At 58.1% G+C, this 15,777-nt stretch carries 16 protein-coding genes and 1 riboswitch; of the genes, 2 read left to right on the forward strand and 14 right to left on the reverse strand.

What is annotated here, in order from left to right:
* Positions 1-5 precede the first annotated feature (5 nt).
* The 10 genes from cobI to M2108_RS24950 all read right to left on the reverse strand — a co-directional run bounded on the left by cobI (position 6) and on the right by M2108_RS24950 (position 10,084).
* Positions 6-758 (reverse strand): precorrin-2 C(20)-methyltransferase, encoded by a 753-nt coding sequence (cobI, locus tag M2108_RS24905; protein ID WP_277472093.1) that lies wholly within the window; start codon positions 756-758, stop codon positions 6-8.
* 21 nt (positions 759-779) lie between these two features.
* A complete protein-coding gene (cbiE, locus tag M2108_RS24910; RefSeq protein WP_277472094.1) occupies positions 780-2,021 on the reverse strand; it encodes a precorrin-6y C5,15-methyltransferase (decarboxylating) subunit CbiE in 1,242 nt (413 codons plus the stop codon).
* Complete coding sequence (locus tag M2108_RS24915) at positions 2,014-3,126, reverse strand: cobalt-precorrin-5B (C(1))-methyltransferase (RefSeq protein WP_277472095.1); 1,113 nt, start codon at positions 3,124-3,126, stop codon at positions 2,014-2,016. The genes cbiE and M2108_RS24915 overlap by 8 nt, the downstream gene beginning before the upstream one ends.
* On the reverse strand, positions 3,123-3,800 hold the full coding sequence (locus M2108_RS24920) for a precorrin-8X methylmutase (RefSeq protein WP_277472096.1): 678 nt from the start codon (positions 3,798-3,800) through the stop codon (positions 3,123-3,125). Before M2108_RS24920 ends, M2108_RS24915 begins: the two co-directional genes overlap by 4 nt.
* A 2-nt stretch (positions 3,801-3,802) precedes the next feature.
* Positions 3,803-4,624 carry a precorrin-6A reductase gene (gene cobK, locus M2108_RS24925; protein WP_277472097.1) on the reverse strand — a complete coding sequence of 274 codons (822 nt, stop codon included), beginning with the start codon at positions 4,622-4,624 and terminating at the stop codon, positions 3,803-3,805.
* 5 nt (positions 4,625-4,629) lie between these two features.
* Positions 4,630-7,275 (reverse strand): precorrin-3B C(17)-methyltransferase, encoded by a 2,646-nt coding sequence (gene cobJ, locus M2108_RS24930; protein ID WP_277472098.1) that lies wholly within the window; start codon positions 7,273-7,275, stop codon positions 4,630-4,632.
* 30 nt (positions 7,276-7,305) lie between these two features.
* On the reverse strand, positions 7,306-8,160 hold the full coding sequence (locus M2108_RS24935) for an energy-coupling factor ABC transporter ATP-binding protein (protein WP_277472099.1): 855 nt from the start codon (positions 8,158-8,160) through the stop codon (positions 7,306-7,308).
* A gap of 97 nt (positions 8,161-8,257) precedes the next feature.
* Complete coding sequence (gene cbiQ / locus M2108_RS24940; protein WP_277472100.1) at positions 8,258-9,040, reverse strand: cobalt ECF transporter T component CbiQ; 783 nt, start codon at positions 9,038-9,040, stop codon at positions 8,258-8,260.
* Positions 9,024-9,320, reverse strand: a complete 297-nt coding sequence (locus M2108_RS24945; protein ID WP_068729003.1) for an energy-coupling factor ABC transporter substrate-binding protein — start codon at positions 9,318-9,320, stop codon at positions 9,024-9,026. The genes cbiQ and M2108_RS24945 overlap by 17 nt, the downstream gene beginning before the upstream one ends.
* Entirely contained in the window at positions 9,320-10,084 is a 765-nt protein-coding gene (locus M2108_RS24950; protein WP_277472101.1) for an energy-coupling factor ABC transporter permease, read from the reverse strand. Before M2108_RS24950 ends, M2108_RS24945 begins: the two co-directional genes overlap by 1 nt.
* Before the next feature lie 181 nt (positions 10,085-10,265).
* Positions 10,266-10,454: riboswitch (cobalamin riboswitch) on the reverse strand.
* 137 nt (positions 10,455-10,591) lie between these two features.
* On the opposite strand from M2108_RS24950, the gene M2108_RS24955 reads away from it, so the two are divergent.
* Positions 10,592-11,512, forward strand: coding sequence for an ArsR/SmtB family transcription factor (locus M2108_RS24955; protein WP_277472102.1), 921 nt, complete (start codon positions 10,592-10,594; stop codon positions 11,510-11,512).
* Between the two features lie 188 nt (positions 11,513-11,700).
* Here M2108_RS24955 and M2108_RS24960 read toward each other — a convergent pair whose 3' ends face one another.
* Positions 11,701-11,988 (reverse strand): DUF6171 family protein, encoded by a 288-nt coding sequence (locus tag M2108_RS24960; protein WP_277472103.1) that lies wholly within the window; start codon positions 11,986-11,988, stop codon positions 11,701-11,703.
* A gap of 16 nt (positions 11,989-12,004) precedes the next feature.
* Positions 12,005-13,501 (reverse strand): alpha-N-arabinofuranosidase, encoded by a 1,497-nt coding sequence (locus tag M2108_RS24965; protein WP_277472104.1) that lies wholly within the window; start codon positions 13,499-13,501, stop codon positions 12,005-12,007.
* Positions 13,502-13,686: 185 nt separating this feature from the next.
* On the opposite strand from M2108_RS24965, the gene M2108_RS24970 reads away from it, so the two are divergent.
* Entirely contained in the window at positions 13,687-14,097 is a 411-nt protein-coding gene (locus M2108_RS24970) for a peptide deformylase (protein WP_277472105.1), read from the forward strand.
* 154 nt (positions 14,098-14,251) lie between these two features.
* Here the strand turns inward: M2108_RS24970 and M2108_RS24975 are convergent, their stop codons facing one another.
* Complete coding sequence (locus tag M2108_RS24975; RefSeq protein ID WP_277472106.1) at positions 14,252-15,187, reverse strand: 5'-3' exonuclease; 936 nt, start codon at positions 15,185-15,187, stop codon at positions 14,252-14,254.
* 107 nt (positions 15,188-15,294) lie between these two features.
* Entirely contained in the window at positions 15,295-15,663 is a 369-nt protein-coding gene (locus M2108_RS24980; RefSeq protein WP_277472107.1) for an arsenate reductase family protein, read from the reverse strand.
* Positions 15,664-15,777: the final 114 nt, after the last annotated feature.

The following is a 15,777-nucleotide window of genomic DNA, read 5'->3' on the forward strand; positions in this document are numbered from 1 at the left end:
TCCGCTCATTTGCTCACCACCATCAGGCTCAGATACTCCAGCTCACGGCCGCGCAGCTCGCGGGCATCCCGCCATACCGTCTCATACGGGGAGGTCACCTTGGTCACCACGGAAGCTTTTCCGCCAAAACCCAGCTCGTCCAGCACATCAAGCACCGTATCCAGCACCTTGGCCACCTTCAAAAATACGACGGTGTCATGGTGCAGCAGCGCCTCCTTCAGCGCCTCCCGGTCCCCGGTCGCCGGGATGATGCCTACCCGCTGGTCGCCGTCGGCGAGCGGCTGCTCAAGGGCCGCGGCAGCGCCGAGCACCGAGGAAATCCCCGGTACTGACACTACCCGCACACCGGGATGAAACTCCTGCATGAGCCGGGCCAGGTGGATGAAGGTGCTGTACAGATTCGGGTCACCCTCTGTCACAAAAGCTACATCATTCCCGTGCCGCAGCTCATTCCAGCACAGCTCAACCGTCCAGCGCCAGCCGTTCGCCAGCTGTACCGGGTCCTTGGTCATCGGGAAGACGAGGCCGAGCATCGTTTTCTGCTCAGCATCCACATACATGTCCACGATTTCATGGGCGTATGACTTGCCGCCTTTGCGGGCCTCCGGGTAAGCAATGACCGAACATTCCCTGAGCAGCCGGCAGGCCTTCACCGTAATCAGCTCCGGGTCACCCGGGCCGACACCAACCCCATACAGTGTACCGATGGCAAGCAGGGCGGGTTCCTCCTCAGGTAGCAGCTCTTCCTTTAAGCTCATCTATGTATCCTCCTTATAGTGTTAATTGTGATCCTCCGCGTAGGTGGCAGTGGCACTGACTACGAAAACAGGGTTCATCCCCTCGAACCGGGTCATGCCGAGAATCGTCCTGCCCCGTGATGCCTGCAGCTGCGTAACCTCTGTCCTAAGCCCCGCCGCCGCCAGCGCCGTCATGCTTCCGTAAAGCGTCTCCACGGTGATCGCCGCGATGACGATGACACCGCCCGGCCGCAGCCGCTTAGCGGCAAGGGCAATAATATTTGCAAGTTCCCCGCCGCTGCCCCCGATGAACACAGCATCCGGGTCGGGGAGCTGCTCCAGCCCCTCCGGAGCCCTGCTGTGAACAATGGTATAGTCGGCGCGGAATTTGCACCGGTTCGCCTCCATATTCGGCAGGTTAATCGCTTCTTTTTCCACAGCATATACGCTGCCAAGCCGGGCTACACGCGCACACTCCGCAGCAACCGCCCCCGAACCGGAGCCGATGTCCCACACTACCGCATTCTCCGCCAGATTCAGCTCGGATAGCACCAGTGCGCGGACCTCGCGCTTCGTGATCAGCCCTTTTTCCGGCTTGCGCTGGGCAAAGGCCTCATCCGGATAAGCAAAACCCCGCCTGCTGCCCCCCCGGTTTCCCGGCTTTCTGCGCAGAATAACTACATTGAGTGCAGCAAACTCATGCCGGGACATGGCCTCCAGCTCCCAGAAGGCGCAGTGCTCATCCGGACCGCCCAGCCGTTCGCAGACAAAAGCTTCGTACTCCAGCATTCCGAACTCCAGCAGGTAAGCGGCAATGCGTGCCGGAGTGTTAACCCCGTCGGTGAGCAGCGCCAGCTTCGCTCTGCCGTCGATCCGCTGGGCCAGTCCCGCTATAGGACGGCCGTGCAGGCTGACCAGCTCCGCATCCTGCCAGCTGTCACCCAGCCGGGCAAAGGCAAGCTGCACGCTACTGTAATGGGGTATGACCTCCACATGCTGCGGACCGAACCGGCGCATCAGGTAGCCGGCAATCCCGAAAAACAGCGGATCGCCCGAAGCCAGCACAACGGCCTGACGCTCCCTGTATATACCGTCCAGCCTTTCGGCAAAGGCCTCCAGGCCGCCCTGCAGGACAAGCTTTTGTCCGCTGTACCGCGGGAAGAATGACAGCTGCCGCTCTCCGCCGCAGAGCACCTCACTTTCCTCAATTCTGCGCAGGCTCTGGGCGCTCAGCCCTCCGGCACCGTCTTCGCCGATGCCTATGACATAAATAACGTTATCCACGGATTTTCGCCCTCCCCAGCATCCGGCCCTTCATCGTAATCAGCACCATTTCCACTGTCATGCCCCCGTCCGTATGTCTGATACAATGCGTACAGCCGTAACGGCACAGCAGTTCGAAAAAAGCAGTATTCCCAAGCTCCGTCATCAGGTCCACAACCTGAGAAGCGGTGTTGGCACCGGCAATCTGCTGCACCAGCTGTGCATCCGCCCCCGCCTCCGCGGCAACTGCCGAGAGGAAGCCGAAATCGACCGGGGCATTCTTCGAATGAATCAACATCGCACCCTGCGCAACCTTGGAATACTTGCCGGCCATGCCGACAAGTGTAACCTTTTGGAATCCGTACGCTTTGGCATGGCCGAGCGAGAAGCCCACGTATTCCCCCATCTGGATAAAAGCTTCCTCCGGAAGCTCCGGGAACATCGCCATCGCGTATTTTTCACTGCTGCCGCCGGTGGTCAGGACCAGCCGGCTGTTCCCGGCAGCAGCGGCAACCGAAATCGCCTGGACGATGCTTGCCTGGTATGCCTCGGTAGAGAACGGGGTAACCACACCCCGCGTACCAAGGATGGAGATCCCGCCCAGAATGCCAAGTCGCGGATTGAGTGTCCTCAGCGCTATCGCTTCACCTTCCGGCACACTGATGACAACCCGCAGCCCGCGTGCCGCGCCATGCTCTTCAAGCACCTCAAGGACAGCCTGGCGGATCATCCGCCGCGGCACCGGATTGATGGCGGCTTCGCCTACGGCTACCGGCAGCCCCGGCTTGGTTACCCGGCCGACTCCGCGCCCGCCTTCAATCTCCACCCCGGGATGCTCCAGCCAGCTGACCGCCGCTTCAATTCTGGCCCGGTGCGTGGCATCCGGGTCATCCCCGGCATCCTTTATGGTTGCACAGACTGCAGTCCCCTCCCCGCCGAGCTGCCAGCCGGTCAATTCGAAGGTGTGGCTGAAGCCGGCCGGCAGGTACAGCTCAACACTTGCCAGCTCCTCGCCTGTTATCAGCAGGTGTGCTGCTCCTTTGGCAGCTGCGGCTGCACAGGCTCCCGTAGTGTACCCCCGGCGCATTGCCGGCGGACTTCCGGCAGCTTCCTTATTCCCGGTCATGGCCGCCGATGAGCGTCATCCGTTTCAGCCCGGCGGACCGCCAGCAGGCTCAGCGCGTTGACTGCAGCCACTACTACAGTGCTGCCGCCCTTACGTCCGATGTTCGTAATATAAGGAATATCCAGCCTGCGCAGCTCCTCCTTCGATTCAGCAGCAGACACGAAGCCGACCGGCATGCCGATAACCAGCCCCGGCCGGGCCTCGCCTGCTTTGATCAGACGGATCAGCTCCAGCAGTGCAGTAGGTGCATTGCCGATGACGTAGATGCCGCCCGGAGCCTCCGCACAGGCCTTGCGCGTCGCCACAATAGCTCTGGTAAGCCCCTGTTCCCTGGCTGCTTCAATCACCTTCGGGTCGGAGATATGGACACGGACCTCCCCGCCGTAGCGCTGTAAACGCTCTTTGGCTATGCCCGCCTCCACCATCCGCACATCGGCGATAACCGGCTTTCCCGCGAGAATGGCCTGAATCCCTGCTTCCATCGCCTGTGGATGGAACACCATACTCCGTCCCAGCTCAAAATCAGCCGAAGCATGGATGATCCGCTGCACGACCGGATACTGCTCAGCACTGAAATGATGGCTGCCCAGCTCCTCAGTAATTATCTGAAAGCTTAACTGTTCAATCTCCTGCGGCTGAACGGTCAGCGGTTTAAACTCTGTTCCGAAATCCATGATCATCCCTCACCTTTCTCTGCTGCCTCCCTTTTCCTGCCGAAGTCCGCTGCCAGCTCAGCCCTGACCGCCTCCGCCAGCTCTGCAAAGGAATCAAAGATTCTCCCGTTCCCGGCACAATGGAGCTGCGGACGAACGATCAGTATGACGTACAGCCCCATATCGAGCGCTGCCTGCAGCTTTTCTTCAACCGAGCCCTCCGCGCCGCTCTCCTTGGTAATCATCACCTGCGTACCATAGTGGCGGAACAGCGCTTCATTCATATCCCGTGAAAAAGGACCCTGCAGCGCAATCACATTACGCTGTTCAATTCCCAGCCTGCTGCACTTTTCCATATTATCCAGGCAGGGCAGCAGCCTGACCGTCAGGCGGATCTCCGGATCACCCAGCAGCTGCTCTGCAAAAATCTCCAGCGTCTTGCCCCCGGTTGTCAGCATAACAGAGCCCTTGATCCTCTTCGCGGCAAGGGCCGCCTCCTCATAGGAATGCACCGTAATCAGGAGCGGATGCTTGTCAAAAGCCAGACCCGGGCGCTCATAGCGGAAGTACGGCAATCCGAGTGCTGCAGCAGCCTGCATCGCATTGGCATGAGCTTCAAGCGCAAAGGGATGGCTGGCGTCTACGACGGCCCGATAACGCTCCTGCTGCAAAAGAGCAATCATCCCCTCCCGGTCCAGCCTGCCTGTTCTGGTGCTGACCCCGGCCTCCTCCAGCCGTTCCGCTGCACTCGCAGTAACGACCGAAGCCGTCAGCGGCAGGCCAAGGCGCACCAGGGATACCGCCAGCTCCCGTGCATCTCCCGTCCCGCAGAGCATCAATATCATCGCGGCTACAGCTCCCCGGGACTGCCTGCCGCGGCTGTCTCCGCTGCTGCGGTTCCGGACTCCTGCCTGCCGTCAGTTGGCTGGGCGGCAGATTGAGCCGGCTGACGGTCATGCTGATGGTCAGGCTCATGGCGGTGATGCTCAGAACTGTGCCCGTGCCCATGAGAGCCCTCATGCTCATGGTGATGCCCATGATGATGCCCGTGCCCATCATCATGATGGTGGTGGTGATGAGCTGCGGCTTCAGCGCGGTATCGGCAGTTATCGCAGTTGGCAAAAGCCCGGCCGTGCAGCGTCTCAGCAATCCGCTCCTTCAGCATCTCTGCCAGCAGCGGGTGGCTGCCGATACTGCTGCCTAACTCCACCCGGATCTCCGGATGAGCAGCCGCAAAGGCGGTCACGCGCTCCGTAAACTGCTGCATCAGCACACCGGTGAACAGCAGGTACGGCAGCACGATTATTTTTCGTGCGCCCAGCGCCAGACAGCGCTCAAGCCCCTCGTCAAGGGATGGACCCGCAATCGCAATAAAGCAGCTTTCCACACTCTTGTATGCCGTTCTTTCCCACAGCAGCCTGGACAGCTTGTAGAAATCACTGTTAGCGTCAGGATCACTTCCCCCGCGCCCCATCATAAGCACTATTGTATCTCCTGCCGGAACAGGAGCGTCCTGCGTCTCAGCCTGCCCCTGTACTGCAGCAGCCTCCGCGATCCGGTCCAGCAAAATATCCACCGCCCGCTCCTGCACCCCGACCGGACGCCCGTACACCAACTCCACTCCGGGATATTTCTTTCTGGCCTCGTCGATGGCCATAGGGATATCCAGCTTGGAATGGCCGGCGGCAAACAGAATAACCGGCACCACATATACGGTTGTTGCCCCCCCGGTTACACAGCGTTCAATGCCTCCGGCAATCGAAGGTGCTGCCAGCTCAATAAAACAGGTTTCTATGTTCAGCTCCGGCATGCCGGCAGCAAGTCCGGCGGTAAAGCTCCGCAATTCCTCATTGCCCGCTTCCACCCGGCTTCCGTGGCCTACAAGCAGTATTGTTTTTTTGTTCATGCGTATCTCCTCTTCGCTGCGGGCTGCGCTGCCCGTCTGTTCAATAACCTCTGCCCGTGACATATCCCCGTATTTGTCCGCAAAAAAGGCGTGAAACTTCTCGCCCGGCCGGCCGTGTTCCCGGTATTGTCCGACAACCTCAGCCACAGCGGCAACGGCTTCATCCTCATTCATGCCTGAGCGGACCCGTGTTCCGGCATGGGCCCCCCGCCCGGTTTTCTTGCCTCCAAGGTACAGCTCGTAGCTGCCCCGGGTATAAACAACGCCGATATCCTCCAGCACAGCCGAGCTGCAGGCCATGCCGCAGCCCGCAACACTGACGTGCAGCTCCCGGGGAACCGGCTGGCCGTGCAGCAGCTTATGCAGGCGGACCGCCGTTTCCCGGCCCTGATCCTTCCTTAGCTCGCAGAAGTCGCAGGAGATTACCCTGACCGTATCTCCGGGCAGGCTGACATGCATACCGCCAGCCGACAGCCGGGCTGCCAGCTCCGCCTGCTCAGCCTGGCTGCTGTACAGCAGGAAATGCCCGTCCCGCGAGTACACGAGCTGGCCGTCATCGCCGGCCAGCTCCGCCAGCAGGCGCATCTGGGCGCCGCTGTATCTCCGGCTGCCAAGCTCCGGAGATACCGCAAGGCCGGCTGGCGCGGGCACCGCCGCGCTGCAGTCTAAGGCGGCACGGCCAGCCGCCTGCTCTTTCCCGGCATCTGCCGGCGCGCCGCCGCCCGGCAGACTGCCGCCGCTGCCGGAGCTCCGGCCGGCAGCCAGCGACCACGGCTCCGCCGCCGGCCGGAGCCGCTCATGCGGCTTCAGCGCCTGCGCGTCGGCGCCAAGATTGTACTTGCGTCCGTAACCGCGCGGCGTAACCATCAGGCCTTCGTAGACTGTGGTCGACGAGTTGCCGACAATGACTGTGGAGAGCATGCCAATTTCCTGCAGGGGCATCTCCTGCAGTGTGGTTATAATGATCTCCTGCCTTTCCCGGTAGGCATTCCTGACGATGCCGACCGGCGTGGAAGGAGCGCGGTAACGGAGCAGGATGCTGCGCGCTTCCTCGATCTGCCGGGTCCGCCGGCCGCTGCGGGGATTATAGAAGGCGATGACAAAATCCGCCGCCCCGGCCGCCTCAACACGACCCGCGATGCTGTCCCACGGCGTAAGATGGTCGCTCAGGCTGATCGTGCAGGAATCATGCATAACCGGCGCCCCCAGAAGCGAAGCGCAGGACTGGATGGCCGATATTCCCGGAATGACCTCGACTTGTACTCCGCTCGAAGGGCTCCAGCCCCGCTCCATCAGCACCTCATAGACCAGACCTGCCATCCCGTACACACCGGCATCCCCGCTGGAAATAACTGCTATCGTCTGGCCTGCCTCGGCCCGGCGCACCGCTTCCCGGGCCCGGCTGACCTCCTCGGTCATTCCGGTGCCGACAATCTCCTGATTCGTCAGCAGCGGCCTGATCAGCTCCACATAGGTGTTGTAGCCGATCACAGCCTCGCTCTCTTCAATAGCCGCCAGCGCACGCCCGGTAATCTGCTCAAGCGCGCCGGGGCCAAAGCCGATAATCAGCAGCTTTCCTTGCTTCTCCATTCCTGTCTCCCCCGTTCTAATGTTGATCTGTTACTTGCTGCTCCCTGTACTGCCGAGCAGCTGCTGCAGGATGTCCTTGAAATCCACCGCCGTCCGGGGAGCCGGGTATCCTGCCGTCAGACAGCCGGGCAGGCTGTACCACAGATCAGCCAGCAGCGGCAGGCCGAGGCCGGCTGCCTGCAGCGCCGCGTGTCCGGCAAAAATCTCCCCGGGCGTCCCCTCAGCCAGGCAGCTTCCGCGGTCCAGCACAATAATCCAGTCCGCCCAGCGGTAAGCCAGGTTCATATCGTGTGTTGCCATTACAATTGTCGTACCCGCGGCATGGATGTTCTCCAGACCGGAGAGCAGCTGCGCTTCAGACATTGGGTCCAGATAGGCTGTCGGCTCATCGAGCAGAATCAGCTCCGGCTCCATCGCCAGCACACCCGCAAGTGCGGTCCGCTTTTTCTGGCCCAGGCTGAGCTGATGGACCGGCTTGTCTTTGAACTCCTCCAGCTTCAGCAGTTCAATCACTTCACTGCAGCGCCGGCGGATCTCCCTTTCATCCATCCCGGTACCCCGCAGCCCGAAAGAAATATCATCCTGCGGGGTACTCAGGATCAGCTGCTGCTCGGGGTCCTGGAACACCAACCCCGCAGTGCGCCGCAGCCGGGCCAGCTCCTTGCGCGTATAAGCGAGCGGTCTGCCCGATACTGTAATGCAGCCCTGCTGCGGGCGCAGCACACCGACGGCATGCAGGAACAGCGTAGATTTGCCTGAGCCGTTATGGCCAAGCACTGCCGTTCTGCTTCCCTTTGGAACCTTAAAGCTCAGCTCCTTCAGGGCAGGCTCCGCCGTGTCCGGATAACGGAACACGACACCGTCAAAAGACAGACTGTATTCCATATTTGATGCAATCTCCTTAATTCCGGGCTAATCCCGGCAGAATGATTTCCCTGTGCGGAATCTCCCGGGCCTTTCAGCCTCCGCCTAACGCCGTCTTCTAAAGACCTGCAATCCACCACTGTGCGAGCAGCAGCAACACAATGCCCGCATAGGCCTGCAAAGAATATTTAAGCGGTACCGGCCGCGGTACATAAGGCGGCAGCATGATTTCCCCGGTAAACCCGCGGGCTGTCAGCCCCTGCGACAGTCCGTAATAACGGCACATCGTACCGGCAAACAGCGCCCCTGCCATTTCAGCAGTCTCATGCAACTTGTCCCGGAAGCCCCTTTTCCCGCCGCGCAGTGTCCGGGCCAGCAGCATGCCCTGCGCCGTGTCCCCGAGTATGAACAGGAAACGGTACATAATCAGCATCAGCTCCAGCACAATCTGCGGCATCCGCAGCCTGCGGAGCACTTGGAGAAGCTCATGGAACGGCGTTGTAAAAATAAGGAACAGGAAACAGCTCATGCAGGCGGCCACCCTCGCCAACAGCAGTCCGGCACGCTGCAGCCCGTCTGCCGTAATGTATAGCGGCAGATCCGGAAGCTGAAAAAGCCCCGCTGCCTGGCCGCCTGCAGGCTGTCCGAATTCCAGCAGCAGCGCCGGCATGCTCAGAACGCAGAACAGCAGCGCCGTACCGGACAGCAGCCCGTAGACACGCAGCGGAATTCGGGCATAGAATGTACACCATACCATCATCCAGACCGTAATCACGGCCTGCAGTACCGGATGCAGCGTGCAGGCAAGGACGAACATTAGCGCAGCGAACAGGCTTTTCCACATGGGAGACAGCTGGCGCAATGCATTCATGGATACACAGGCATCAATTCTTCTGATCATTCAGCTTCTGCCGGTCCTGCCTGCCTCTCAGCAGTCCTATGGTGTACCCGATCACTCCGGCTCCGATTGCCGCCTGCAGCGCAAACAGCATGCTTTCCGTTTCACCCGGCAGCTCCGTCAGCGGTTCAAACCAGGGCTTATAGTCCGGGGCAATCTCGGTGATTATTCCCTCCGCGGCATCATCGGCTCCGCCGAACTCCCCGTTCACAAACAGCAGCGGCAGCACAACCAGAAGGACGACCGCAAGCAGCATCAGTCCGTTTTTCCATATGCTTTTCATTACTGGCTTCCCCCTTTGGTTTGCCGTTTGAGCAGCGACAGCTCATTCGGACTGTACGACTTCAGCCAGTTCCACAGCAGCACGGTCAGCAGCCCTTCACTTACCGCCAGCGGAATCTGGGTTACAGCAAAAATCCCGCCGAATTTCATGAGTGAGCCGAGCACCCCGCCGTCCGCCTCCGGAAAAGCAACAGCCAGCTGGAACGATGTCACCACATAGGTCATCAGATCAGCGGCCGCAGCGGCACAGAATACGGCCAGCTTTTCACGGTCGCCGGATTTCATGATCAGCCTGTACACCGCATAGCCGGCAAACGGTCCGGCCACCGCCATCGAAAAGGCATTTGCCCCGAGTGTCGTTATGCCGCCGTGCGCCAGCAATAGCGCCTGGAACAGCAGCACTACCGAGCCGATTACACTCATGGGCAGCGGACCCAGCATGATTGCGCCGAGGCCTGTCCCGGTCGGGTGGGAGCTGGTGCCGGTGACAGAGGGCATTTTGAGCGCCGACAGCACAAAGGTGAATGCCCCGGACAAGCCGAGCAGCAGCTTCAGCTCCGGGTTATCCCTGGTCATATGGTTCAGCCTGACAATGCCCAGCACAAAAAACGGGATAAACACTGCCCACCAGAAGACAGCCCAGCCTACAGGTAAAAATCCCTCCATGATGTGCATCGCTGCCGCCGTGTCCGGTTCATTCAGCACAAAATAGACGGTAAATCCCGCAATCAGCGCTGCAAAACGCCAAAATCCGCTTTTCCCCATACCTTTTCCCCTTCCAATTTCACTGTTTTGTACAGTTGCAGACCAAAAACTCCCGCCCTTTGAGGGGCGGGAGTATATGTACGTCATCAGGTATGCAAAAGAGAGCCCCCCTGCTCGCAGCAGTGCCGGACGTCCTCAATTCCTGAACCTATTCGTACACCGCTCCTATCCGCGTAGAGTCGTGGTGTGCGCTTACAAGGTAGGTCTCCTGGCTCGAAATCATAACGCCCTGCCCCGTCTTCCCCGGTACTTGCCCGAGTGACATGCTGAAGCCTGGCTCTTTCTTACAGTGGCGGGACCGCTCGGGAGTTGCACCCGATTCCCTGTTACCCCTTGCTCTGGCAAGGGCACCTTGTTCGCTGGCTATTTTATCGAGTACATTATATTAGTCTGCGGACAAGCTTGTCTGTGATAAAAGTGAACTTGAAGCTTTCTTTGATTTGGCTTGTGTAAAATCGTTTTAACTAATATAATTATTAATTAATTAACATGTAACGGAGGTTCACCATGAAACTTGATCTTACCGAAGACTCTCTGCCGGTCTATGAAGCCTTATCCAGTGCAGTACGCCTGCACATGCTCCGGCTCCTTGCGGTACAGCCGATGAACGTCAAGGAGCTGGCCGGTGCAGTGAATCTCAGCAGTGCCATCATGACGATGCATGTGCGCAAGCTGGAGGCGGCCGGGCTGATTACTACCCATATGGCTCCCGGAAAGAGCGGACTGCAGAAGATTTGCTCCCTTGCGGCCGAGCGGGCTGAAATTCTCTTCCCGGCCCCGGACAAAACAGAGCGCAAAGCCCACCGCAAGGAGATTCCTGTCGGACATTACTCCGACTTCCAGATTGAACCGACCTGCGGTCTTGCCACCACCTCACAGGTGATCGGCAGCTTCGACGATCCGCGCTACTTCTGGGATATGGAGCGGATGAATGCCGGCATTCTCTGGTTCGGTAAAGGCTTTGTCGAATACAAAATCCCGAATTTCCTGTTATCCAGCCAGCAGCCGGAGGAGCTTGCAATTACAATGGAAATCGCCTCCGAGGCACCGTCGATCAATAATAACTGGCCTTCGGACATCACCTTTACCCTGAACGGCACCGTGCTCGGCTTCTGGACGAGTCCAGGCGACTACGGCGACAGCCGCGGCAAGTATACCCCCTCCTGGTGGCCTGCGCTTACCAACCAGTACGGGCTGCTGAAGCAGCTGCGCATAACGCCGAAGGGAACCTTCATGGACGGCCTCAAGCTCTCAGATATTACACTCGATCAAGTCGGCATCCGTGACAAGCAATGGACCTTCCGCCTCTCGGTTGAGGAGGATGCCGAGCATATCGGCGGACTCACCCTGTTCGGCAAAGGCTTCGGCAACTACAACGACGATCTGGTCGTTGAGCTGTTCTATACGGATGGCGCATCAGCCGGTTAACATCACCGGTAAGCAATACATTACAGCGGTATCTGTCCGCTGCGGCCCGTCTGCAGCGGAATCTCTGCAACCTTACAAGCACAAAAACAGCGGCAGCCGCGGACGTATCTCCTCGTCCATGACTGCCGCTGCTTTGTATTATGCGGGTTGCCGCCCGCATATCTAAGTGCCTGAAGCGCCGTTGCCGCTTATTCCCCCGCAGGCACGGGCATTGGCTGCCACAGCCCGCCCCCCGGCAGGGGGCAGCCGCGCGCCTTCAGGCGGGCGACGACGGGGATGATGCAGCCGCAGGCTGTACAGGTCACGCCGTCCTGCAGCTTGGGACATGCTGTGCAGATCGCGTAACGTTCGGCATATACATCCTCCGGGGCGGTGTTATCCGGATTAAACATGGAGGACGCCAGAATCCGGGCAATCTGCGCCTCCGTAACCTTGTATTCTTCCCGGCAGCCCTTGCAGGCAGAAGCTGTACTCATCCTAAGATCACCTTCTTCAGGCTTTCGGCTTAATGGCCAGTACGGTCACCGACATCGGAGCCAGCTCCAGGCTGATTATGCCATCTTCCAGGCTAAAGGCCGTGAACGGCTGCGGAGCCACCGCTTCCGGATCACTGAAGGTATTGTGCGCATCAATAGAGGCTCCGGCCAGTGTTGTGCCGGTAATTTCAACCTCCTGGCCGGCCAGTCCGCGCAGCTCCAGCGGCAGCTTGGCCGCTGCTGCATGATTCAGGTTGCACAGGCTCACATGAATCACACCCTCTGCATTGACGGAAGCGGATGCGGACACTTCCGGAATTTCGCTGCCCTCGAAGCTGTAAACTCCGCTCTCCAGAGCCAGATCCAGCAGCTGCGCATCCTGATGCACCTTGTACATGTTGAACACATGGTACGTAGGGGTCAGGAGCATTTTATCGCCTTCGGTAAGAATGACAGCCTGCAGCACGTTTATCGTCTGGGCAATGTTCGCCATCCGCACCCGGTCGCTGTGCTTGTGGAAAATATTCAGGGTCAGCCCGGCAACCAGCGCATCGCGGATCGAGTTCTGCTGATACAGGAAGCCCGGATTCGTGCCCGGCTCCACATCATACCAGGTCCCCCATTCATCGACGATCAGGCCGACGCGTTTCTCCGGATCGTACTTATCCATAATAACGCTGTGGCGGGTAACCAGCTCATCCATACGAAGCGCCGCTTTCAGAGTGGAGAACCACTCCTTGGCTTCAAACCCGGTGGCCGCCCCCTTGTTGTTCCATTCACCCGTCGGGATAGTGTAATAATGCAGAGTCAGCGAGTCCATGAACCGGGTTGCTTCACGCATGAGCACTTCCGTCCAGTTGTAGTCATCCACATTTGCGCCGCAGGCGATCCGGTGGATCTTGTTGTCACCGTAGTTGCGTACATAAGTCTGGTAACGGCGGTACAGATCAGCATAATATTCAGGACGCATGTTGCCGCCGCAGCCCCAGTTCTCATTCCCCACGCCAAAATAGGATACGCTCCAAGGCTCCTCACGGCCGTTCTCCTTGCGCAGCTCCGCCATCGGGGACACGCCGTTAAAGGTCAGGTACTCCACCCATTCGGACATTTCCTGAACGGTGCCGCTGCCCACATTACCGTTGATGTACGGTTCACACTCCAGCATGGCGCACAGCTCCATAAATTCATGGGTGCCAAAATGGTTGTTCTCCACCGTGCCGCCCCAATGTGTATTGATCATCCGTTTACGGCCTTCACGCGGACCGATGCCGTCCTTCCAGTGGTACTCGTCGGCAAAACAGCCGCCCGGCCAGCGGAGCACCGGAATCTTAATTTCTTTAAGCGCTTCCACAACATCGTTGCGGATACCCTTCGTATTCGGAATCGGCGAATCCTCCCCTACCCAGATCCCTTCATAAATACAGCGTCCCAGATGTTCGGAGAAATGCCCATAAATATTGCGGTTAATTGTGCTTTTGCGGATGTCTGCATTCAGTACTGCTCGCTGAGCCATAAAAAAATGCCACCTCTCATTAGTTAATATAAATATTAATTATTAAACTCATATATTAATATTATAAGCACTGCCAGTTCCTTCCGTCAATCTTTAAATCAAGGCTCCGATTGTTCCGGCTAATCTCGAAGTGCTATTATAGCAGTGACGGCTTACAGCCAAATAAAGCAGACATGGAGAATATTATGATCAGACCCATTTGTAAAGATATGATTATCTTAAGCCAGAAGTCCGTTCCGGCAACTAAAGAGGATCTCCAGATGCTGGATGACCTTCTGGACACACTGCGGGCCAATGCAGACCGGTGTGTCGGTTTGGCAGCTAACATGATTGGTATCAACAAGCGAATTATTGCCTTCAGCATCGGGCCGGTACATGTAGGCATGATCAATCCGGTCATCACCAAGCGTAACGGCCCCTATGAAACAGAGGAAGGCTGTCTTTCCCTGGAAGGCGTACGGCATACGGTACGCTACAATTCCATTGAGGTCGAGTTCCTGGACCGCAACTTCAAGCAGCAAAAGCAGGTCTTTAGTGATTTCACAGCCCAGATCATTCAGCATGAGGTCGATCACTGCGAAGGAATTATTATTTGAGTGCGGTAAAATAGCGGACTGCTCAAGTCCATTTTTTCCGGCAGCCATACAAAAAAGCACCTTCAGACCGTAAACGGCCCAAAGGTGCTTTTTTTTTGTATTATGGAATAGAGTACCCGGCCTCCGTAAAGCCTTTTGCCCGGTGTCCTTGCGTTTAGCCCAAATCCCCCAGCTCGATCTGCACGATCCCGCGCTCATCACGGGCCTCGGCGATGCCGCCGATCAGATGCATCAGGCTGCCGAACTCCAGCTCCTGGAATTTGCGGGCCGCCGTGTCGCGCTGCAGCTCCCACAGGCATTCCGCCAAAGTGCAGACCACCGGCACATCACAGCGGATTTCCGCCAGCTCGCGCGACAGATGCAGCATGTCCAGATCCGCTTCGATCTTGGAGCGTACGCCCTTGGGCAGGGCCTCCAGGTTCTCGATTACACCCTCTACGCTGCCGTATTCGGTCAGCAGCTTCAGGGCTGTTTTTTCGCCGATACCCTTGACGCCTGGATAGTTGTCGCTCGTATCACCCATGAAGCCCTTGAGGTCAATGACCTGTCTTGGCGTAAGGCCCTTTTCCTCCAGCAGCTCTGCCGGGTCATATACTTTATAGTTGGAGCGGCCTTTTTTCATAATAACGACCTTGACGTTGTCGGTAACCAGCTGCAGCATATCATGATCACCGGTGAGAATGTAGACCTCGGACTCCCCGCCGTAGCAGGCAGCCAGCGTACCGATGCAGTCATCCGCCTCGTAGCCCGCCAGTCCGATATTCGGTACACCAAGCTCCGCTACCACTTCTTTTACCAGGTCAAACTGCGGAATCAGCTCCAGCGGCGCATCGATCCGGTTCGATTTGTATCCGTCGTACTTCTCCGTGCGGAAGGTCCCCTTGCCCATATCCCAGCAGCAGACCACATGGGAAGGCTCAAACGTGCTCACCGCGTCGAAAAAATACTGCAAAAATCCGTACACCGCATTGGTCGGAAGCCCGGCCTTCGTTTTGCGGATATATCCTCCATAAGAGGTCGCATAAAAGGCCCGGAACAGCAGAGCCATTCCATCGACGATCATTACCCGGCCCGTTGTTTCTGAACTCATGTGTAACCTCTCCTTATTTTCCGTAAAATTAAGCGCGTACTGCGCCGTTACTATGCTGTTAACTTACTTAGTCAGGATTACTGACTTTCCTCACTGCTGCCATGCTGCTATTCAGCGCTGCTCCAGGCATCCGCATATTGCTCTGCTTTAAAGCCGACTGTGACTTTTTTGCCGTCAGTAACCACGGGACGCTTGATCAGCATTCCATGAGCTGCCAGCAGCTCAAGCTGATCATCCTCACTGAGACCGGCCAGCTTGTCCTTCAGGCCCAATTCCTTATATACCTCACCGCTCGTATTAAAAAACTTCTTCAGCGGCAGGCCGCTGTTCGCCACAAGCACGCGAAGCTCCTCCACGGTGGGCGGCTGTTCGGCGATATGCTGAAGCTCAAGCTCATGCCCCTGCTCCTTAAGCCATTTCACCGCGCTGCGGCAGGTACTGCATTTAGGGTATTGATAGACTTTTAAGTGACTCATGACTTACTCCTTCGGTAATTGTTATGTCCGGGACTGGATCGTTCCTCATAAACCGAACCGCCCCTCTTTAACGGAATTTAGTTGGAAAATCGCCAGCTAATTCTTCAAAAATCC

This window comes from Paenibacillus sp. PastM-3 (genome assembly GCF_029893965.1).
In the GTDB taxonomy this organism is placed as follows: Bacteria; Bacillota; Bacilli; order Paenibacillales; family Paenibacillaceae; genus Paenibacillus_AQ.

Excerpts from the sequence above, each read along its gene's own strand:
- cobI (WP_277472093.1), bottom strand. The coding sequence starts at position 758 with ATGAGCTTAAAGGAAGAGCTGCTACCTGAGGAGGAACCCGCCCTGCTT.
- M2108_RS24915 (WP_277472095.1), bottom strand. The coding sequence starts at position 3,126 with ATGACCGGGAATAAGGAAGCTGCCGGAAGTCCGCCGGCAATGCGCCGG.
- M2108_RS24920 (WP_277472096.1), bottom strand. The coding sequence starts at position 3,800 with ATGGATTTCGGAACAGAGTTTAAACCGCTGACCGTTCAGCCGCAGGAG.
- cobK (WP_277472097.1), bottom strand. The coding sequence starts at position 4,624 with ATGATATTGATGCTCTGCGGGACGGGAGATGCACGGGAGCTGGCGGTA.
- cobJ (WP_277472098.1), bottom strand. The coding sequence starts at position 7,275 with ATGGAGAAGCAAGGAAAGCTGCTGATTATCGGCTTTGGCCCCGGCGCG.
- M2108_RS24935 (WP_277472099.1), bottom strand. The coding sequence starts at position 8,160 with ATGGAATACAGTCTGTCTTTTGACGGTGTCGTGTTCCGTTATCCGGAC.
- cbiQ (WP_277472100.1), bottom strand. The coding sequence starts at position 9,040 with ATGATCAGAAGAATTGATGCCTGTGTATCCATGAATGCATTGCGCCAG.
- M2108_RS24945 (WP_068729003.1), bottom strand. The coding sequence starts at position 9,320 with ATGAAAAGCATATGGAAAAACGGACTGATGCTGCTTGCGGTCGTCCTT.
- M2108_RS24950 (WP_277472101.1), bottom strand. The coding sequence starts at position 10,084 with ATGGGGAAAAGCGGATTTTGGCGTTTTGCAGCGCTGATTGCGGGATTT.
- M2108_RS24955 (WP_277472102.1), top strand. The coding sequence starts at position 10,592 with ATGAAACTTGATCTTACCGAAGACTCTCTGCCGGTCTATGAAGCCTTA.
- M2108_RS24960 (WP_277472103.1), bottom strand. The coding sequence starts at position 11,988 with ATGAGTACAGCTTCTGCCTGCAAGGGCTGCCGGGAAGAATACAAGGTT.
- M2108_RS24965 (WP_277472104.1), bottom strand. The coding sequence starts at position 13,501 with ATGGCTCAGCGAGCAGTACTGAATGCAGACATCCGCAAAAGCACAATT.
- M2108_RS24970 (WP_277472105.1), top strand. The coding sequence starts at position 13,687 with ATGATCAGACCCATTTGTAAAGATATGATTATCTTAAGCCAGAAGTCC.
- M2108_RS24975 (WP_277472106.1), bottom strand. The coding sequence starts at position 15,187 with ATGAGTTCAGAAACAACGGGCCGGGTAATGATCGTCGATGGAATGGCT.
- M2108_RS24980 (WP_277472107.1), bottom strand. The coding sequence starts at position 15,663 with ATGAGTCACTTAAAAGTCTATCAATACCCTAAATGCAGTACCTGCCGC.